The sequence below is a fragment of the Streptomyces sp. Isolate_45 genome (genome assembly GCF_024721315.2).
GTDB lineage: Bacteria > Actinomycetota > Actinomycetes > Streptomycetales > Streptomycetaceae > Streptomyces.
This window is the reverse complement of sequence record NZ_JANFAK020000007.1, coordinates 65,631-83,838: the sequence shown is the minus strand read 5'-3', so window position 1 is coordinate 83,838 and position 18,208 is coordinate 65,631. Positions and strand designations below refer to the sequence as shown.

Genomic DNA, 18,208 nt, shown 5'->3' with positions numbered 1-18,208 from the left:
CCACCGATGACTCCTGCACTCCTCCAGCATCCCCGGTTGCACCTCGACCTGGCGGGCGACCGCGCCGCCGCCAACCGGGCGCGCGCGGCCACGTCCCGGTTCCTGCACGAGGCGGCCGACCACCCCCGGAACGTGTCCCCGCCGGCGGAGGACGCGGCCCTGCTGATCGTCACCGAGCTCGTCACCAACGCGGTCCGACACACCGCCGGACCCTGCACCCTGGATCTGGCCCTGCACGGGGAACGGCTCGACATCGACGTCACCGACGGCAGTCCGGAGCATCCCGTCACCCGGGCGCCGCACGTCGAGGGCACCGGAGGCTGGGGGTGGATCCTCATCCGTCACCTCGCCCGCGAGGTGACCGTCCACCCGACCGAGGCCGGGGGCAAGACGGTCCGCGCCCGACTGACGGTCGCGGCCGCCTGATCCCATGTCGCGGCCGCCTGATCCCATCGGGGGCGGTCGTCGCTGCGAAGGTGTGCTCTCGGCGTGCCCCGTACTCAGTACGAGGGCCTCAGGACCATTCCGCTGCGCGGCCGGGTGGGTATCCGGTTCAGCGGGATCGTCTCGTCCTGGCGGGGAACCGTGCGTTCCAACCGACCGAGCGCCGTGGCCAGGGCCGTCAGGACGCCGACGACGATGTCCTCGCCGGGGCAACGGTGCCCAGTACCGACGTCTCCCCCGCCCTGCGGGACCAGCAGGTCGCCGTCCGGTTCCCGGCCCAGGAACCGGGTCGGGTCGAAGCTGTACGGCCGGTCGAACAGGTCCGGGTCGTGGTGGGCGCCGTAGACGTCCAGGAGGACCAGGGTGCCCGCGGGTACGGTCCCGCCCCGGTGTTCGAGATCGTGGGCGGCGACCCCGCCCACGAAGGGGACGAACGGGTAGAACCGGCGGACCTCGTGGGCGAAGGCCCGTGCGTACGCCCAGTCCCCCGCACGCAGCCCCGCGCGCAGCTCGGGATTTCGCCTCAGGGCGTGCTCGGCGAAGGCGGCGAACCAGGCGATCGCGACGGTCGGCCGGATGATGTTGAGCAGTTCGACCGCGGCGGTGTGCGGGTCGAGCGGCATTCCGTCGGCGTCGAGGTGGTGGGCCACCGTCTCCAGGACCGAGCGGGGCGGCCCGCTGCCGCCGCCCGGGACGGTGAGGACACCGGGATGGACGTGGCCGGCCCGTACGTCCGTCACGGCGTGTGCCAGGCCCTGTTCCTGACGGACCCGGGCCCGGCGGGCCTTCCAGCGACGGGGCCCGGGCGTCGCGAAGCCGTCGACCATCGCGACGCAGTCCTCGGCGATCTCGCGGGCCGCGTCCTGGGTCACCGGCAGACCCGCCCAGTCGCAGACCGCCTCGGCGAGCACCGCGGCAACCTGATCGAAGAGCACGATCTCCCGGCCGCGGGCCCGCGCGAAGGCCTCGTGCCAGTGGGTCCCGATCCGGTCCACCAGCGCGGCGACGCCCTCGCGTGACGTGAGCAGGGAGACGAACATCGCCTTGCGGACCCGGTGCGCGTCACCGTCGAGGGTGTGGACGGCGCCCCGGCCGAAGAGGGTGTCGAGCACCGGGCCGGGCAGCGCGTCGTGACGCAGGACGTGCCGCTCGTCGTAGAAGAACGCGACGTCGGCCGGGCCGTGCAGGACGATCGCGCGCCGTCCGAACACCCGGGTGCGCACCGGGCCGCCGTCGGGGCCCCCGCGCCGGCGCAGGTCGGGCAGCCAGGCGTAACCGTGCGTCCACAGGGAGGCCGTGCCGTCGATCATCGGGAGGGGCATGCCCGGCGCCTACCCGGCGATCCGGGCCGCACGCGGGGTCTGCCGCCCGGGTTGGCGCGGCGCCTCACCACCGCCGCCGGCACCCGTCGGGAGGGTCAGGAGCGGTCCGGGTGCGGGCCCGCGACGGCCTCGTCCAGCAGGCGGCGCCCGGCCGGGGTGACGAGGACGCCGCGCGGGGCGGTGTCCCGTACGGCGCGGGCGGGTGACGCGCGCGGGGTCCAGGCGCGGGTGGCGAGATCGGTACGGGCGAGCACGCGCAGGGCGTCGGCGCGGCGGGCCCGGCGCCAGGCGGTGAGCGGGTCGACGGCCTGCGGCCCGGTGCCACCGGTCAGGACCGTCACACCGGGCGGGGCCGTCACTTCGGGCGGGGCCGTCACTTCGGGCAGGGCGGCCGCCTGCGTCACGGCGTCCCGCGGGCCGAGGTCGAGCCCCTGGCCGCCGACCGGGCCGCACACGTACGCGGCGTCGCCGATCAGCAGCACCCGGCGGCTGCCGTGGTGTGCGGCGAGGCGTCGCTGCGTACGGAAGGCACTTGTCCAGCGGCATTCGCGGACGACAGCGTCCATCCGCGGGCCGCCGCCTCCGCGGCGAGCGCCCCGGGGTCGTCACCGGACCCCGGTCGGGGACCGTGCGGCAGGTGCAGCACCACTCGCACCCAGCCGTCGAGGGACATCGGCAGTACGACGAGCAGGCCGCGCGGTCCGCCGACCATATGGACGCGGGCCGGGTCGAGGGAGGGGTCCTCCACCTTCAGGTCGGCGAGCTGCCAGGTGCCGGCGTAGGTACGGCCGCGGAAAGCAATACCGGCCAGGGTGCGCAAGGTGCTCGACGCCCGTCGGCCGCCACGACCTGTCGGGCCCGCACCGGCCCGACGCCGTCCGCCCGCAGGGTGACGCCGCCGGCATCCTCGGCGACCGTACGGACGGCCGCCGAGCGGTGGATCCGTACGCCCCGGCGCTCGGCCTCCGCGGCTGGCAGGCCCTCGGTCGCGCACTGGGGGACGGTCAGGATGTACGGGTACGGGTACGGGGACGGGGACGGCAGCCCGGCCGGCCCGAAACCGCCCAGCCTGCGTCCCCCGGACCACATGTCAACGGTGTCCACGCGCCGGCTCAGCGGGAGCAGCAGCCCGGCCGGCCCGCTCGGGGTCGGGGCCTCCAGCTCGGGGTCGGGGCCTCCCCAGGGTCCGCGCGTGCGGGTCGGTGGCCCGGGATTCGGTGACCGGCCCGGGTCGGCGTTCCACCACCACCCCGAGCCCCGCTCGCGCGAGCAGCGGTGCGGCGGTCAGCCCGACCGGCCCCGCCCCGACCACCACAACTTCCACGCCCACGTCCACGTCGCCCCCCATGCCCGGCAGTCCAGTGCTGTGGCCGGAAGGGTCCACCGTGTCACGGCTCCCCGGACCGGCCGGCCCGATCCGGGGCCGTGACCGGGTTCCCGGCGCGACGAACGCCGTTTCCGTTCGTGTCGCCGCGCCCGCCGGCGCCCGAGACGTGGAACCGTCTCCGCATGACCGAAAGTTCGACGCCCCACATCTCCGCGGCCCGGGTCACCGTCCTGGCGGTGCAGCCCGGCGATCCGCCCTTCCGCCTCGTCGAGGTCGACGGGGAGTTCATCGGCCGGGCGAGGTCGATGACGGACGTACTGCTCGTCGCCGCGGAGGCCGGCGTCACGGTCCACGACCTCGACGACCCGGAGGCCGTCCGCTGGGTGGGCGGCGGCAAGTTCACCTGGAGCGTGCACTAGGCGCATCGATCACGAGCGCCCGTCGTCGGGCCGCGCCGGCGGTTGCCTGTGTCGCGGGCCCGGTGGACGGCCTCGCGGACGGCCCGCGCGACGAGGGCCGGCCGCTCGACCACGATGGCGTGACCGCTGTCGGTGACGGTGACGTGGCGGGAGTGCGGGTCCCGGGCCAGGCGGTCCTGCGCCGCCGGCCACGCGGGCCACGTCGAGCCGTCGGACCCGACGCGGAGGTCCCAGGGGCGGTCCGAGGTGAGCACGACGCCGGGTACGGGGCGCGGAAGCGCCGGTGGACCGGGGTCGAAGCGCCCGGTTCGTCGTCGAGCCTGGTCGTGCCGGGCCGGTCGTGGGCGCGCACCCGCGTGGACGAGGCGATCGACGGCAACACCGCCGACGGATCCGGCACCGGACCAACTGCCGGACGGGCGGTTTCCATGACCCGCGTCCATTCGTCGGAGGCACCGCCCGAACGCCCGAGCCCAGGCCCGACGTCCTCGGAACATCCCTCAAGTCCGGCACGCGTCCGCGCGGCCCCGCCGGGACGCCGTTACGGGGGGCCGAGGTCCGGAATGGTCAGGGAGCCGTCCTCGGCGAGGGGGAAGCCGGGGTTGTGGGCGATCTCCCACAGGTGGCCGTCGGGGTCGGCGAAACAGCCCGCGTAGCCGCCGTAGGACGTTTCCCGCGCCGGTTCGGTGACGGTGGCCCCGGCCCGCCGCGCTGCGGCGAGGAGGGCGTCGACGTCCTGTCGGGACCGCAGGTTGTGGGCGAGGACGATGCCTGCGAAACCAGTGCCACGACCGTCGGGGAGGCCGCAGTCCAGCGCCAGCACCTCCCGGCCCCAGAGGACCAGCCCGAGGCCGCCGGCCTGGAAGAAGACGGTTTCCTCCACCTCCTGGCCCCGCCAACCGAGGCTTTCGTAGAACGCCCGGGAACGCCCGAGGTCCGTGACGCCCAAGGTGATCAGACTGACGCGCTGGTCCATGACCGGAAGCTAACACGGGGTCCGACCCGATCCCCGGAAGGCGTGCGACGAGGGCGGGCGGCGGCCCGGATCATGGCGTGTTTGTACGTCTTGCCCCGGGGCGGCGGGGTTCCTACGCTTCGTCGGAGCGCCGCAATGGGAATGCCGTCCCCGCGGATCCGTGATCGACGTACCGGATACGGATCCCGATGAAGATCCCGATCCCGCTCCTGATCCTGATCCTGATCCTGATCCTCGCGACGGTTCGCTCCCTCCGTTCTCGATCCATCACCAGGGCAACCCGCCTCTTGCTCCGCATTGCTTCGACCCGGCACTTTCGCACTGATCGCGGCGCATCATTCGGGCGGTGGAAGGAAAGGGCCAGGAATGGGCAGTCGAATCGCCGTGATCCGTATTCCGCTCACTCCCGAGCAGCAGGCGCGCGTACGCGCCGCGGCGGGTGGAGCGGTCGTGGCCGAGGCCCTCGTGGCGGGGCCGGTCGAACAGGAAGAGCCTTTGGAGAACGAGGTGTTCGGCGCCGAGGCCGAGCGCCTCGCCGAGGAGATCTGGCACGCCAACGAGGTGTTCGTCGACAAACTGAACGGTCTTCCACGGGTGAAGGCCGACTTCGAGGTTCACACGGGTCACGAGGTGTTCCCGGACGTGCCCAACATCGCGATCCTGCGTTAGGCGGTGAGTTCCTCCCCATGGTCATTGATGCTGACGCCCACGTCGTCGAACCCTGGGACATGTGGGAGGAGCGGATCGACCCGAGCATGCGCCGGCAGGCCCCCCGAAGGGCCCCGGACAGTTGGGGAATGGATCGCCTCCTGGTCGAATCGAGGCTCCTCCCGGTACCCGAAGGGCGTGGTCGGGCGCCACGCCGGGTGATGTCCGAGGCCGAACTCGCCGGGTACCGCGCCAACATCACCCTGAGCCAGGACGTGAACGCCCGCATCCGGCGGATGGACGACGAGGGGATCGACACGGCCGTACTGCTCCCCAGCCAGGGGCTCGCGGTCGGCGCCGTGCGGGATCCCGAACTCGCGACCGCCATGGCGATGGCCTACAACGACTGGGTCCGGGAGCACTGCGCGCAGTCCGCCGGCCGGCTGGTACCGGTGGCGATCGTGCCGCGGCAGGACGCCGCCATGGCGGTGGACGTGGTCCGGCGGGCGCACGAGTCGGGCTTCCGGGCCGTCCTCATGGGCCCCAATCCGGTACTCGGCCGGACGCTCGACGACCGCTACCACTACCCGGTGTGGCGGGAGATCGAGCGGCGCGGACTGGCGGTCATCGTCCACGAGGGCACCGGCTTCGCACCGGGCGCGACGGCGGGCGTCGACCGGTTCGAGAGCGGAATCTGCTCCCACCTCATCTCGCATCCCGTCGAACAGATGCTGGCGGTGACCTCCTTGGTCCTCGGTGGCGTCCTGGCGAACTTTCCCCGGTTGCGGATCGGTTTCATGGAGGCCGGCTGCGGCTGGCTGCCGTACTGGCTGGACCGGATGGACGCGCACCACCGGGAACTGGGCTGGGAGGTGCCCTGGCTCACGATGCCTCCCTCGGAGTACTTCCGACGTCAGTGCTTCGTCTCCTGCGAGGCGCAGGACCCGTTCGTCGGGGCGGTGATCGAGCGGGTGGGAGCCGAAGTCCTCCTGTTCTCGACGGACTTCCCGCACGCCGACCACAGCATGACGGGCTCGGTGAAGGCCGTGCGGGCGCGCGAGGACATTCCCGCCGACGCGCTCGACGGGATCCTCGGCGGCAACTGTCTTCGTCTGCTGGGCACGGAGGAGGCGAGGTGAGCGGCGGGGGTGACGGGGTGTGGGTGCTCGGCCTGGGCGGCAGCACCCGGCCCCGCTCCCGCAGCCGGCTGGTCCTGGAGGGGGCGCTCGCCGGGGCGCGCGCGGCCGGTGCCCGCACCAGCCTGTGGGCCGTGGATGAGGAGCCGCTGCCCTTCCACACGCCCGAGGCACCGCCGGATCCGGCCACGGAACGTTTCCTCAAGGCGGTCCGCGCCGCGGACGCCTTCGTCTGGTGCACTCCCGCCTACCACGGCTCGGTGAGCGCACCGGTGAAGAACCTGCTCGATCACATCGACGCCCTCCGCCAGGACCGGCCGCCGCTGCTGGCCGGCAAGGTCGTCGGGGTGGCCTCCGTGGGCGACGGGGCCATCGCCCCCGTACAGGCCGCCGCCACTCTCGTCCAGATCGCCCATGCGCTGCAGGCGCTGGTGGTACCCCTGCAGGTGCCGGTGTGCCACGGCACGCAGACGCTGTCCGACGAGCAGATCGTCGACCGCGGCGTCGCGGCACGGCTCGACGAACTGGGCCGGCTGGTCGTGGCCACGGCCACGGCCCTGCGGCCGGCCACGGGCGGACCCGCACCACCGTCGCACCGACCGGGGAGGTGATGCCGCCGCGGTGCACCGCCCCTGACACGGGCGCGGCACGGCACGGCACGGCACGGCACGAACAGCGGGACGCGCACGCGCACGGAACGGCCGCGCGACCACGGACAAGGCCGATCACGAGAGGCAGGAACCGAAGTGGCTGAGAACAGGGAGAAAACGGAACTCATCGGGGTCGAGGTGGACCTGGTACCCGAACAGGTGCGCCTGCTGGAGCAGTTCCGCGTCAAGGACTGGACACGGTTCAACGTCGCCGTACCGGTGGGCTCGGCGACCAACCCGGGCGACGGGGTCGACCCGGGTCTGCTGAACGTCCTCTACGAGACCGACGTCGACGTGAACGGCCGCGAGTTGGCCGCCGTCAGCATCGACGAGGAGATCGAAGCCCGTCTGCGGGGAGGTGACGCACCGGGTCCGGACGTGAGCCACGGACCGCTGCGCGTCGGCTTCGAGGGCATCATCGCCAGTGCTGTCGTCTGGTAGTGGAGAACGTGTCGGACGACCACTAGGGGGCAGGGGGCGGCCCGGCGGAACGGACGCCGGCGCCGCCCCCTGGCTCCTCTTCGGACACGCGTTGCTGTACCAGGCCGGTCTGCCGTTCGACCGGTTCGCGTGCCTGCGGTCTCCGGACACGGTCGCGGCGCTGGACGACGTCCATTTCGCCGCCGAGCAACTCACCGTGCTGCGCGAGGGGGTGTTCGCCGGCGTCGGCGGGCGCAGGGACCCGGCACTGCGGTCCGCCGCCCGCAGGGTCCGCAGGCTGCTGACGGCGAACCGACCCGTGCCGGAGGACCTGGCGGAGCCGCTGGGGGCGGGCAAGGCCGCCGCCGACTGGAACGCCGGGATCGCCCGGCACGCCACGCTGTTGGCCGACGCCGCCGCCCGGTACCGGACCGAACTGGCCGCCGGCCGCGCCGTGCTGCGGGACACCGCGGCACTGGATCCGGTGTTCCGCGAGGCACTGATCACCACGAACCCCGCGTTCGCGCCGTCCGCCCTGGACCGGTACGTCCGCACCTGGTCGGCCGACCGGCGCGGCAGCCGCACCCGGCACACCGAGGCGAAACTCGTGGCCTACCTCCAGCGCATGGCCGGCAAGACCCACGTGAGCAGTCTGCTCGGCCTGGTGAACATCGCCACGGTCGATCCGGCGACCTCCGGGCTGCGGATCCGGACCGCGTCCGGCGGCGCTCCGACGGAACGCGCCGTGTTCGTCGGCTACTGGGCGGTCGCCGCCCTCGCCACGGCGATCGGTGCGGATCCGGCCGTCCGCCCGTACCTGGTGCCCGTCCGGAGCGCGTTGGCCGACGTACGGGCGAACGACGTGGTGATCGACCTGCTGGGCACGGCATCCGTGCTGACCCCGTTGCAGCGGCGGCTCCTCGACGCCGTCGACGGCGAACGCCGGACGGTCGACATCGCCGCCTCGCTGAACCGGTCCGTACCGGACGCCCTGGCGGTGGCGGAACGGCTGGCCGGGCTCGGCGTCCTCCACCTGGCCCTGCGCGTCCCCGTGACGGTCTTCCATCCCCTCACCGCGCTGCGCGACCAGGTGGACGCGCTGCCCGCCGACTGTTCCCGCCGGGGTCACTGGCTCTCCGTACTGGATGAACTGGACCTGCTACGGGCGCGCTTCGCGGCCGCCACCGGCACCGGGCGGGCGGACGTGCTCGCCGAGGCGGAGGCCTTCTTCACCGGGACGACGCGCAGCCCCGCGCGGCACAACGCCGGGCGGGCCTACGGCGACCGCATCCTGTTCTACGAGGAATGTCGGGGAGCCGTCGAGGAGTTCGCCATCGGCGGGGACCTCGCCGAGCACGTCGAGCACCGGCTGCGGGCGCCGCTGGACCTGTGCACCGCGTACGGAACGCTCCTGCGTCGGCAGTACCGGTCGCTGGCGGTGCGCGCCTACCGATCGCTCGCCGCGGACGGGGAGCGGATCCCCTTCACCCGACTGGCTCGGGTCATGACGTCGATGCGTACCGCCGGATCCGGTGCGTCGGGTGCGTCGAGCGCGTCGGGGGGATCCGACGCATGCGACGGCGAGGTGCGTGCGTTCGAGCTGCGATGGCAGCGATTGGTCGCCGAACGGACCCATCAGGGTGTCGCCGACCTCCGCCCCGAGGACCTCACCGCGCTCGCGGACCTCGTACCGGGCCCCGCCCCGGCCGCGCACGCCGCGGTGGACCTCTTCGCCGCCGCGACGGGGCCCGATGAACTGGCCGTCGGCCGCGCGTTGTGGGTGATGGGGGAGGTCGGCGAGAACGTCATGCCGTGGGGGTCCCAGATCCACTTCCACCCCCGGGCCGACCGGGTGCTCGCCGAAACGGCGGAACTGTTCAACGGGATCGGGTACCCCGAACTGGCCGTCATCGTCCCGGACCGTCCTCACAAGGGCCTGATCCACCAGGGCTTCGCGGGGACGTTCGTCGAGGCACATGCCCCGGTCGGACGCTCCGAACGCACCATCCCCCTCACGGACCTCCTCGTGCGCGGCTCGGGGGAACGGGTGTGGTTGGAGGCGGCCGACGGAACACGGCTGCGCTTCTTCCACCACCACGACGACAAGGCACACCTCTGGGCGTTCGCCGCACCCCGCGTCCTCTTCCCCGCACCGGCCCCGGCAGGCACGCCGGACCGGCCGCGGGTCTCGGTCGGGGACGTGGTGATGCTCCGCGCCGAATGGGACGTGACGGCGGACGACTGGTTGTGCGGGGCCGAGGGCGGCAGCGGTTCCGGAGGCGGGGGATTCGAACAGTTCCGCCGGATCCGTGAGCGCCAACGCGTGCGCGGCATACCCGACTTCGTCTTCGCCCGGATACCCGGCGAGATCAAGCCGTACTGCGTCAACCTGGCGGCGGCGCTGTCGGCGGAGTTCCTCGCCGCGGCCCTGCGCCGGGCCGGCAGTGCGGTGCTGAGCGAGATGGTGCCGGGCCCGGAGCAACTGTGGCTGCGCGACGGCGGCAGCGGCAGCGGCAACGGCAACGGTGGGGCGTACTGCACCGAGCTGCGGACCCTGTGGACGAGAGGCGGAGACCGTGACGGCTGAGCGGCTTCCGGGCACGTTCGAGGAAACCCTGCGGGACGCGGTGCTGCGGGCCGCCGCGGGCCCCGTCGTCGTACGGTTGCGCGCGCCGGTCGGCCCCGCTGCGCGCCGGGCCGTCGAGCGGCTCCGCGGCTGGGCGGAGCGGCACGGCCATCCCCTCCTCGCTCCCCCGGTGGCCGCGAGCGCCCCGGCCGCGTTCGGACCGGTCCGGAACCTCCTCCGGTCCCTGCTGAGCCGTGCCGAACGGGAGAACGGCGGCCCCCTGACCTCATGGGATTGCGAACTCACCTTTCTGTTACCGGAGTTGCGGGATGAACGACCGGAGTACGCCGCCGCGCCGCCGCTGGCGCGGATCGCACTCGGCGGCACGAAACGACGGCTCCACCGTGACTCCGAGCGGCTCTTCCGGCTGGTCAGCTCCGCGGCCGGGGTCCTCGGTCTCGGTTTCGCCGGTCTGCGGCGGGAGCGGGTCCAAGTTCCCCTCGTACTGATGGAGAACGCGGAGCTCGTCGACCGGTACACCCTCGCGTGCCTGCTGCACCTGTGCCGGGTGTCGCGGGGCCCGGGGCCCGTCCTCGTCATGGTGACCTGCGCGGACGACGGCGCTGCCCGCCCCCGGTGGGCGGTGCCGCCTCTCCCCGACCCCCTGCTCGCGCGGTGGACGGACGCCGAGGCCGAACTGGGCCGGGTGTTGGCCAGGTTCTTCACCACCGTCGGCGCGGTCGAGGTCCGGACGGTCGAAGGCGGCGCCCTCGAAGGCGAAGCCGAGGCAGAAGCCGTCGTGGCCGGGACGGCCGAGGACGCGGGAGGCGCCGACGAGTGGCGCGCATTGGTCCGTGCGGTGCTCCTCGGTGATCCTGAGCTCGCCGCCGCGCTCGGCGAGCCGCTGTCCGAGCGCCTGGCCGCGCTCAGCCTCGTGCCCGCCGTCCGCAGGGCCGTCCGTGACCGTCTCGGCGCCGAGGGGCACCGGCGCGCGTGCGCCGAACTCGTCGCGAGGCTCCGTACGTCCACCGCCGGGGCCCCGCCCGAGCAGGACGGCGAGGGCCGCGAGCTGCTCCTCGCCCACCTGGAGGCCGGTGCGGGCGATCCCGATGCCGCGACCCGTCGCGCCCTCCGCCTCGTGCAGCGTTCCTACGGGCTCACGCTCAACTACGAGTTGATGTTGCTGTGCGCGAGGATCGCGCTGGCCCCGGGCGGTGTTCCGAACGGACATGGGGGCGGGCGGCTGCCCGCACTCCTCTTCACCGGTCTCACCCACGCCTACCTCGACAACCACGAGGTCGCCGGATCCGTCTTCGACGCCGCCCACGCGGAGGGCGAAGCCCCCGAGGTGCTGGCACAGGTCTGCTACTACCAGGGCCTCCTCGCCGCGAAGCGGCGCGACCGCATCCCCCTGGGCACGCAGTGGTTCAGCAGGGGACTCGGCCACCTGCACGGCCGGGCCTCGGCTCCCGCCCTGCTGGAATCGGGGTGGTTGCGCAACGGGATGGCGATGGTCGCCTGGCGGGAGGGGAGGTTCGACCACGCCGAGTACCTGGTCCGCAGCGCCATCGGTGACGTGTCGCCGCTGGGCGACGCCCAGTCCGTCAACCTTCGGATCAATCTCGTCAACAACCTCAGCGTCCTGCTGGAGGCCCGCGGCGAGTACGCCGCGGCGCTCACCACGTGGCGGAGCCTGGCGGGCTGGAGCAACTCGCTCACCGGCGGCTCGTTCACCAAGTCCTATCTGTACCGCGAGAGTTGGCTGCTGCTGCACACGGGTGACATCGAGGGGGCCCACCGGTGCGCCGCCGCGTCGCTCGCCGTGGCACGCCGCTTCCGCGACACGTTCCACATGGACATCATCGCCCGTGCCTGCGCCTACCTGGCGTGCCGGTCGGGCGACCACCGCGCCGCGATCGGCTGGGAGCGCACCGTCCTGGAGCTGACGCACGGGCTCGGCCACACCCGGGGAGAGGCCCATGCCCATGGTCAACTCGCTCATCTGCACTACCAGTCGGGGGACACCGAAGCGGCCGTCGAAGCCCTCGACCGGGCGGCGGCACTGTCGGCCGGGCCGGTCGGGGACCTGTTCGCCGCCGCCCGCCGCGAGGTCGCGGAGAAGCGCGGACCGGCGGAACTCGGCCCTCACGACGAGCTCCTGGGCATCGCCCTCGACCGGCCGAAGGCCAAACTCACCACGCCGTTCTCGCTCGCTCACCTGGCCACCGACGACAGCTTCGCCACCGCCACCCACGAACGCGCCCTCACCGCCCTCGCCCCACCACCCGACCCACCCGGGCAACCGGACCTCCCCGACCTCCCGACCCAGCCGAGCCGACGGAGTTGAGATGGCCTACCGTGCGTCCCACATCGGGCTGACCGTGTCCGACCTGGCAGCGGCCGAGACGTTCTACCGGCGGTGCTTCGGCATGGGCGTCCTGGTCCGGGAGATACACGACGGCAGCTCCTGGCGTTCCCTCGATCCGGCCATCGGTTGGGACGAGGCGGCGGCGCTCGGGCTGGACATCAGGATGGTCGTGCTCACCCGCGACGACCTGGCGCTGGCCCTGGACGTGGGCAGTGAGCTGGGCAGGCCCACCCATGTGGGCCTCTTCCTCTCCCCCGGCGAGTACGCGCGGGTGCTCGCCGAGGTCGGGCGCATGGGGTTGGACCTCCGCGAGACCTCGCCGACCCGGTTCCTGTTCGCCGACCCGTTCGCCGTCCTGTGGGAGCTGCAGAGCGAACCGCGCCTATTGACCGCGCGCGACATGGGGATGGGCTGGCTCGACGCCGCCGGTGGGACGCACGTCGGCGACGGGGAGGTGTGAACGGTGCCCGGTGCCGATTTCCTGCCGCACCACCTGCTGCTGCGCGACACGCGTCGGATGGAGGCGTACCGGGTGGCGATCGACGCGACGGTGCGGCCCGGGGACACGGTGGTCGACCTCGGCACGGGCTCCGGCATCCTCGCCGTGTTCGCCGCGCGGGCCGGGGCGAAACGGGTCATCGCGGTGGAGGTGAACCCGGACGTGGCCCGGCTGGCCCGGCAGATCACCCGGGCCGGCGGGTTCGGGGACGTCATCGAGGTCGTCACCGGCCACTCGGCGGCGCTGGACATCGGCGAGCCCGTCGACGCGATCGTCTGCGACGCGCTGGGCTTCTTCGGCCTCTGCTCGGAACTGGACGAACTGCTCGCGGCCCGGGCCCGTTGGGCACCGTCCGCGCGACTGGTGCCGCGGCGGCTGACGGTGTGGCTGTCCCCGGTCGAGGCGCCCGACGCGACCCGTTGGCTCGACCTCACCGAGGACCACCCGTACGCCGGGATGCTGGGCCCGACCCGCCGGGTGGCCTTCAACCTGCCCGTCCTCATGGAACTCGCCCCCGGGCGCCGGCTGGCCGCGGGCGCCCGCGCCGGGAGCCTGGAGCTGGACACCGCCACGGGCGGCCGCGTCCGCTCCGCGCCCGCGTTCCGCGTCGAGCGTGACGGGCTGCTGAGCGGCCTGTGCGGCTGGTACCACGCCGAACTGGGCGGGGGCGCGACCCTCGGGAGCGAGCCCGGCACGCGCAGGCCCATGGCCCGGACCCGGTTCTTCCCGCTGGACCGGCCCGCCGAGGTCCGCGCGGGGGACCTGGTCCGTACCGAGGTGTCCTTCGGGCCGACGCTGTCCTGCTGGGCCGTCGAGGTCGTCCGCGAGGGGGCCGTCGTCCAGCGGTCCGAGCAGTCGTCGCTGATGGCCAATGCCGGATGGGACGGGACGGGTCTCGACGGCTGCCCTCCGACCCTCGGCGCCCTGGCGGTGTTCGCCGCCGGTGACGACGCGGCCCTCGACGAGCTGGCCGCCGGATCCGTACCCGCTCGGTACGCCGCTCTCGTCCCGGACCGGAAGCCGCCCGCCGGACTCGACCTCGCCGCGTTCGTCGCAGTCGTCCGCGCCGAGCACCGGGGCCATCGCGGGGGCGTCTTCACCGGCCCGTGACCGGTGGCAGCCGCCCCCGCACGAGACCGACACCGAGACCGACACCGAGGCGCACACCGACGCGCACGCCGATGCCGAACCAGGGAGTTCCGTGGTGCTGACCGACGCCGGCCTCAGGGTCCTCGTCACCGGAGCCGGCAAGGGCATCGGCAGGCACACCGCCCTTGCCCTGGCCCGCCGCCGGTGCGACCTCGTCCTCGTGGCCAGGTCCGAGGGCCGGTTGCGGGAGGTCGCCGGGCAGGCCCGCGCGGCCGGCGCGGCGAACGTGCACGTCGTACCGACCGATCTCGCGGATCCCGAAGCGACCGTGCGGGCCTGGCTGACGGGTTGGCGGCTGCTCGGCGGCCTCGACGTCCTGATCAACAACGCGGGTTTCAACACGCGCCGCGCCCCGATCGAGGCGTACTCGCTCGCCGAGTGGGACAGCCTCCTCGCGGTCAATCTGCGGGCCCCGTTCCTGCTGAGCCAGCAGGCCGTGCGCGACATGGCCGCCGGGGGGAGCGGACACATCGTCAACGTGCTGTCGACCGCCGCCCACACGGCGATCCCGTTCATGGCCCCCTACGTCGCCGCGAAGGCGGGTCTGCTCGCCATGACGCGCGTCCTGGCCCTTGAGGCGAACCGCCACGGGATCAGGGTCAGCACCGTGAGCCCCGGGGCCACCGACTCCGCGGGCACCGGCGAGGAACGGGCCATGCGACCCGAGTCGGTGGGGGCGGTCATCGCCGCCACGGTGTTCGCGCCCCCGGACGTGATGGCGGCCGAGATCATCGTCCGTCCCACCGCCCTGGACGGATGACGCCGGCGCTCACCCGGCCGGGTCCGGCGTCGGGTCGAGCAGTCGCCACGCGGTGAGGGCGAGCCGGGCCCGGATCAGTCCGATGTGCCCGCCGGTTCCGGTGAGTTCGATGCCCAGCGTCCTCGCGATCTGTTCGAGCCGGCGGGCCACACTGCTGTGGTGCAGGTGGAGGAGGTCGGCGGCCTGGCGGAGGGATCCCGTGGCGCAGTAGGCGTCCAGGGTTTCCAGATCCTCCGGGACGGCGGCGAGTCGGGCGACCGCGGCCACGTCGGTGTTCTCTCGCGCGGCCGCCTGCGGGATCTCGGCCGGCAGCGCCAGCGCGCCCAAGTCACGGTGGTGGACGACGGGTTCGCGCGGGCCGGTGAAGCGCAGGGCGGTCCGTGCCTGCCGCCAGGACCGGTCGGGGCTCGCGGCGGCGCCGATGCCGGCGCGGACACCGGCCGGGAACCGGGTCGGGTCGACCCGGGTGGCCAGGAGCACGCCGACGTCGGCGAGTGCCGCCGCCTTGACCGGGCGGCCCGGACACACCAGGGCGCCGATCCGGTCGAGCGGCTCCCGCGACCGTACGGCGACGACGCGGACCGGCAGGTCGGCGGCGAACCCCAGCAGGCGCAGCGCCCGGGCCCTGGCCGCCTCATCGCTGTCCGCGCCGATCACCAGCTCGACGAGCGCGGGGTCGGCCATGGTCGTACGGGCTGGGCCGTACCGCTCGACGGCGGCCGAGGCGGCGATGGCGAACCGGTCCAGGAGCACCTCGTCGAGCGGGCCGGGTGCGCCGGGGCGTTCCAGCCACACCGTGCCGATCTCTTCCTCGTCGAGGGTGATCGGCGCCGTGGTGGAGGCGGGGGCCGGGGGGTCGGACGCCGGTCTGCCGTCGACCGCGATGCGGATCGACCGTCCGGTGCCGTGGATCCGGATCCCGGCGACGCACTCGGCGAAGACCGCCGAGGCCCGCGCGAGTGCCGCCAGGTCCACCCGGCGGCGCATCAGGGTGTCGTAGAACACGACGACGCGGATCGCGCCCTCGACGTGCGGGTCCAGGTTCGACAGCCGTACCGCGATTGTCTCCATGGCGCCGAGAATGGGTCGTCGGCGACGGCTGGAGGGGGCGCCGGTCGGCGCGCGATCGGGGCCGGGCGCCCGACGGTTGGCGGACGTACGCCTTCGCCTGCGCGTCCCGGGGCGGGCGACCCGCACGCGCGCGGGCTCCGGTCGGGCCGTCCGTGGCGGCCCCCCGGAGTCCCGGCGGCGGGTGCTGTCGGCTGCTCAGCCGGCGGCGAGGAGGGTGAGCGTGTCGATCACCCGGTTCGAGAAGCCCCACTCGTTGTCGTACCAGGCGACGACCTTGATGTGGCGGCCGTCGACCCGGGTGAGGTCCGCGTCGAAGATCGACGAGGCGGGGTTGCCCGTGATGTCGGAGGACACCAGCGGGTCGTCGGAGTACTCCAGCACGCCGGCGAGGGGTCCGCTCGCCGCGGCGCGGTAGGCCTCCAGCACGTCCTCGCGCGTCACGTCGCGGGCGACGGTGGTGTTGAGCTCGACGATCGAGCCGACCGGGACCGGTACGCGGATCGAGTCGCCCGACAGCTTGCCGGCGAGGTTCGGCAGGACCAGGCCGATCGCCTTGGCCGCGCCCGTCGAGGTCGGCACGATGTTGACGGCGGCGGCGCGGGCACGGCGGGGGTCGCGGTGCGGGCCGTCCTGCAGGTTCTGCTCCTGCGTGTAGGCGTGCACCGTCGTCATGAAGCCGTGCTCGATGCCGGCGAGCTCGTCCAGTACGGCGGCCAGGGGCGCCAGCGCGTTGGTCGTGCACGAGGCGTTCGAGACGATCGTGTGCAGGGCCGGGTCGTACGCGTCGGAGTTGACCCCGTACGCGAGCGTGACGTCGGCGCCGTCGGACGGCGCACTGACCAGCACCTTGCGGGCACCCGCCTTGATGTGGCCGCGAGCGGCCTCGGCCGAGGTGAACCGGCCGGTCGCCTCCAGGACGAGGTCGACACCGAGCTCCGCCCACGGCAGCTGCTCCGGCTCCCGCTCCGCGAGCACCTTGATGCGGTGGCCGTCCACGACGAGGGTGTTCCCCTCGACGGTCACCGGGCGGCCGAGCCGGCCGGAGGTGGTGTCGTAGGCGAGCAGCCGGGCGAGGGTGGCGGGCTCCGTGAGGTCGTTGACGGCGACGACCTGGAGGTCGGTGTCGCGTTCCAGGAGCGCGCGGAGCACGTTGCGGCCGATGCGGCCGAATCCGTTGATGGCGATGCGAGTCATGAGCGATGTCCCTTCGTTCGCCACCAGGTTCGCTCCCGGCGTCCGCGCCCGACAGAGGCGGGATCGCCATGGTTCGAAAGGATCCCGCCAAAGGGGTCCCGCCAACCGGTGTGGCGACCGGTGGCGTGCGACCGGCGTCCCGCCGCGCGGACGGCGTGCCCGTGGTGGGCCACCGGTCCCGGTGGTGGGTCACTCGCCCTGGGTGAAGGTGCGTCGGTAGTCGGTCGGGGTCGTGCCGAGGATGCGCTGGAAGTGCAGTCGCAGGTTCGCGCCGGTGCCGAGGCCGACGTCGGCGGCGATCTGCTCGACGCCCCGCTCGGAGCGTTCGAGCAGCTCGCGGGCCAGGTCGATCCGGGCCCGCATGATCCACTGCATGGGCGTGTACCCGGTGTCGTCGGCGAAGCGGCGCGAGAACGTGCGGGGCGACACCCCGGCGTGCCGGGCGAGCCCGTCCAGGGTGAGGGGCTCGGCGAGCCGGTGGAGCGCCCACTCCCGGGTGGCGGCGAACCGCTCGCCCAGCGGCTCGGGCACGCTGCGCGGCACGTACTGGGCTTGGCCGCCGCTGCGGTAGGGGGCCGCGACCAGCCGCCGGGCGGCGTGGTTGGAGGCGGCCACGCCGAGGTCGCCGCGCAGGATGTGCAGGCACAGGTCGATGCCGGAGGCGGCGCCGGCCGAGGTGAGGACGCTGCCCTCGTCGACGAACAGGACGTTCTCGTCGAGGCGGACCAGCGGATGCCGCGTCGCGAGGGCCCGAGCGTAGTGCCAGTGGGTCGTGGCGCGCTTGCCGTCGAGGAGGCCCGTCGCGGCGAGCGCGAACGCCCCCGTCGAGATCGCGGCGAGCCGGGCGCCGCGCTCGTGGGCGGTGATCAACGCGTCGATGACGGGTCGTGGCGGATCGTCACGGTCCGGGAAGCGGTAGCCGGGGACGAAGACGATGTCGGCCCACGCGAGCGCCTCCAGCCCGTGCGTCACGTGGTACGAGAGCCCGTCGCCCCCGGCCACCAGCCCCGGGGCCGCCCCGCACACCCGCACCTCGTACGGCATGCTCGCGCGGGTCGTGAAGACCTGCGCGGGGATCCCGACGTCGAGCGGCTTGGCACCTTCGAGGACGAGCACGGCGACACGATGGAGGCGGGAGGCAGACACGCCTCCGACCCTACGCGCCGCTCCGGGTCCGGGTCCGGGTCCGGGCTCGATGGGCCGCGGTGGTGTTCGGCGGCGTGGAACACCGGTGTCGGGGCGCGGCTCGGGCCGCGTTG

At 73.7% G+C, this 18,208-nt stretch carries 20 protein-coding genes; 11 read left to right on the top strand and 9 right to left on the bottom strand.

The genetic code is table 11. The annotated features are described in order from the left end of the window. The first annotated feature begins 6 nt into the window (after window positions 1–6). Window positions 7–426 (top strand): ATP-binding protein, encoded by a 420-nt coding sequence (locus NOD94_RS04500; protein WP_281204359.1) that lies wholly within the window; start codon window positions 7–9, stop codon window positions 424–426. A gap of 74 nt (window positions 427–500) precedes the next feature. On the opposite strand, the gene NOD94_RS04495 is transcribed toward NOD94_RS04500, so the two are convergent. The 4 genes from NOD94_RS04495 to NOD94_RS41385 all read right to left on the bottom strand — a co-directional run bounded on the left by NOD94_RS04495 (window position 501) and on the right by NOD94_RS41385 (window position 3,114). Beyond that, window positions 501–1,766: a cytochrome P450 gene (locus NOD94_RS04495; RefSeq protein ID WP_281204358.1), complete on the bottom strand. Its 1,266-nt coding sequence runs from the start codon at window positions 1,764–1,766 to the stop codon at window positions 501–503. 95 nt (window positions 1,767–1,861) lie between these two features. Then, window positions 1,862–2,332 (bottom strand): FAD-dependent monooxygenase, encoded by a 471-nt coding sequence (locus NOD94_RS04490; protein ID WP_281204357.1) that lies wholly within the window; start codon window positions 2,330–2,332, stop codon window positions 1,862–1,864. Beyond that, window positions 2,239–2,586 carry a hypothetical protein gene (locus tag NOD94_RS04485; protein WP_281204356.1) on the bottom strand — a complete coding sequence of 116 codons (348 nt, stop codon included), beginning with the start codon at window positions 2,584–2,586 and terminating at the stop codon, window positions 2,239–2,241. The genes NOD94_RS04490 and NOD94_RS04485 overlap by 94 nt, the downstream gene beginning before the upstream one ends. 270 nt (window positions 2,587–2,856) lie before the next feature. Further along, window positions 2,857–3,114 (bottom strand): FAD-dependent monooxygenase, encoded by a 258-nt coding sequence (locus tag NOD94_RS41385; protein ID WP_348652313.1) that lies wholly within the window; start codon window positions 3,112–3,114, stop codon window positions 2,857–2,859. A gap of 161 nt (window positions 3,115–3,275) precedes the next feature. On the opposite strand from NOD94_RS41385, the gene NOD94_RS04475 reads away from it, so the two are divergent. Next, a complete protein-coding gene (locus NOD94_RS04475) occupies window positions 3,276–3,512 on the top strand; it encodes a hypothetical protein (protein WP_281204355.1) in 237 nt (78 codons plus the stop codon). Here the strand turns inward: NOD94_RS04475 and NOD94_RS04470 are convergent. Together NOD94_RS04470 and NOD94_RS04465 are read right to left on the bottom strand one after the other, a co-directional pair. Then, complete coding sequence (locus NOD94_RS04470; protein ID WP_281204354.1) at window positions 3,509–3,766, bottom strand: hypothetical protein; 258 nt, start codon at window positions 3,764–3,766, stop codon at window positions 3,509–3,511. The genes NOD94_RS04475 and NOD94_RS04470 overlap by 4 nt on opposite strands. A gap of 287 nt (window positions 3,767–4,053) precedes the next feature. Next, on the bottom strand, window positions 4,054–4,488 hold the full coding sequence (locus tag NOD94_RS04465) for a VOC family protein (protein WP_281204353.1): 435 nt from the start codon (window positions 4,486–4,488) through the stop codon (window positions 4,054–4,056). Between the two features lie 366 nt (window positions 4,489–4,854). Between NOD94_RS04465 and NOD94_RS04460 the strand changes: the two genes are divergently transcribed. The 9 genes from NOD94_RS04460 to NOD94_RS04420 all read left to right on the top strand — a co-directional run bounded on the left by NOD94_RS04460 (window position 4,855) and on the right by NOD94_RS04420 (window position 14,684). Further along, a complete protein-coding gene (locus NOD94_RS04460; protein WP_281204352.1) occupies window positions 4,855–5,157 on the top strand; it encodes a hypothetical protein in 303 nt (100 codons plus the stop codon). 17 nt (window positions 5,158–5,174) lie between these two features. Further along, window positions 5,175–6,275 carry an amidohydrolase family protein gene (locus NOD94_RS04455; RefSeq protein WP_281204351.1) on the top strand — a complete coding sequence of 367 codons (1,101 nt, stop codon included), beginning with the start codon at window positions 5,175–5,177 and terminating at the stop codon, window positions 6,273–6,275. Beyond that, window positions 6,272–6,883 (top strand): NAD(P)H-dependent oxidoreductase, encoded by a 612-nt coding sequence (locus NOD94_RS04450; RefSeq protein ID WP_281204350.1) that lies wholly within the window; start codon window positions 6,272–6,274, stop codon window positions 6,881–6,883. The genes NOD94_RS04455 and NOD94_RS04450 overlap by 4 nt, the downstream gene beginning before the upstream one ends. Window positions 6,884–7,018: 135 nt before the next feature. Further along, window positions 7,019–7,363 carry a hypothetical protein gene (locus NOD94_RS04445; RefSeq protein ID WP_281204349.1) on the top strand — a complete coding sequence of 115 codons (345 nt, stop codon included), beginning with the start codon at window positions 7,019–7,021 and terminating at the stop codon, window positions 7,361–7,363. Between the two features lie 91 nt (window positions 7,364–7,454). Further along, entirely contained in the window at window positions 7,455–9,929 is a 2,475-nt protein-coding gene (locus tag NOD94_RS04440; RefSeq protein ID WP_281204348.1) for a lantibiotic dehydratase, read from the top strand. Then, window positions 9,919–12,255 (top strand): hypothetical protein, encoded by a 2,337-nt coding sequence (locus NOD94_RS04435; RefSeq protein ID WP_281204347.1) that lies wholly within the window; start codon window positions 9,919–9,921, stop codon window positions 12,253–12,255. Before NOD94_RS04440 ends, NOD94_RS04435 begins: the two co-directional genes overlap by 11 nt. A 1-nt stretch (window position 12,256) precedes the next feature. After that, window positions 12,257–12,736: a VOC family protein gene (locus NOD94_RS04430; protein ID WP_281204346.1), complete on the top strand. Its 480-nt coding sequence runs from the start codon at window positions 12,257–12,259 to the stop codon at window positions 12,734–12,736. A gap of 3 nt (window positions 12,737–12,739) precedes the next feature. After that, window positions 12,740–13,885, top strand: a complete 1,146-nt coding sequence (locus tag NOD94_RS04425) for a 50S ribosomal protein L11 methyltransferase (protein ID WP_281204345.1) — start codon at window positions 12,740–12,742, stop codon at window positions 13,883–13,885. Window positions 13,886–13,976: 91 nt separating this feature from the next. Further along, window positions 13,977–14,684: an SDR family oxidoreductase gene (locus tag NOD94_RS04420; RefSeq protein ID WP_281204344.1), complete on the top strand. Its 708-nt coding sequence runs from the start codon at window positions 13,977–13,979 to the stop codon at window positions 14,682–14,684. Window positions 14,685–14,693: 9 nt separating this feature from the next. Here NOD94_RS04420 and NOD94_RS04415 read toward each other — a convergent pair whose 3' ends face one another. From NOD94_RS04415 to NOD94_RS04405, 3 genes are all read right to left on the bottom strand, one after another. Further along, window positions 14,694–15,755, bottom strand: coding sequence for a helix-turn-helix domain-containing protein (locus tag NOD94_RS04415; protein WP_281204343.1), 1,062 nt, complete (start codon window positions 15,753–15,755; stop codon window positions 14,694–14,696). Between the two features lie 195 nt (window positions 15,756–15,950). Further along, on the bottom strand, window positions 15,951–16,949 hold the full coding sequence (gene gap / locus NOD94_RS04410; RefSeq protein WP_281204342.1) for a type I glyceraldehyde-3-phosphate dehydrogenase: 999 nt from the start codon (window positions 16,947–16,949) through the stop codon (window positions 15,951–15,953). A gap of 189 nt (window positions 16,950–17,138) precedes the next feature. Further along, entirely contained in the window at window positions 17,139–18,095 is a 957-nt protein-coding gene (locus NOD94_RS04405) for a helix-turn-helix domain-containing protein (protein WP_281204341.1), read from the bottom strand. Between the last annotated feature and the right edge of the window lie 113 nt (window positions 18,096–18,208).

What these genes read in the sequence shown, in the direction of transcription:
- gap (WP_281204342.1), bottom strand. Translation starts at nt 16,949, where the DNA reads ATGACTCGCATCGCCATCAACGGATTCGGCCGCATCGGCCGCAACGTG.
- NOD94_RS04465 (WP_281204353.1), bottom strand. Translation starts at nt 4,488, where the DNA reads ATGGACCAGCGCGTCAGTCTGATCACCTTGGGCGTCACGGACCTCGGG.
- NOD94_RS41385 (WP_348652313.1), bottom strand. Translation starts at nt 3,114, where the DNA reads ATGGGGGGCGACGTGGACGTGGGCGTGGAAGTTGTGGTGGTCGGGGCG.
- NOD94_RS04455 (WP_281204351.1), top strand. Translation starts at nt 5,175, where the DNA reads ATGGTCATTGATGCTGACGCCCACGTCGTCGAACCCTGGGACATGTGG.
- NOD94_RS04495 (WP_281204358.1), bottom strand. Translation starts at nt 1,766, where the DNA reads ATGCCCCTCCCGATGATCGACGGCACGGCCTCCCTGTGGACGCACGGT.
- NOD94_RS04475 (WP_281204355.1), top strand. Translation starts at nt 3,276, where the DNA reads ATGACCGAAAGTTCGACGCCCCACATCTCCGCGGCCCGGGTCACCGTC.
- NOD94_RS04490 (WP_281204357.1), bottom strand. Translation starts at nt 2,332, where the DNA reads ATGGACGCTGTCGTCCGCGAATGCCGCTGGACAAGTGCCTTCCGTACG.
- NOD94_RS04415 (WP_281204343.1), bottom strand. Translation starts at nt 15,755, where the DNA reads ATGGAGACAATCGCGGTACGGCTGTCGAACCTGGACCCGCACGTCGAG.
- NOD94_RS04500 (WP_281204359.1), top strand. Translation starts at nt 7, where the DNA reads ATGACTCCTGCACTCCTCCAGCATCCCCGGTTGCACCTCGACCTGGCG.
- NOD94_RS04430 (WP_281204346.1), top strand. Translation starts at nt 12,257, where the DNA reads ATGGCCTACCGTGCGTCCCACATCGGGCTGACCGTGTCCGACCTGGCA.
- NOD94_RS04460 (WP_281204352.1), top strand. Translation starts at nt 4,855, where the DNA reads ATGGGCAGTCGAATCGCCGTGATCCGTATTCCGCTCACTCCCGAGCAG.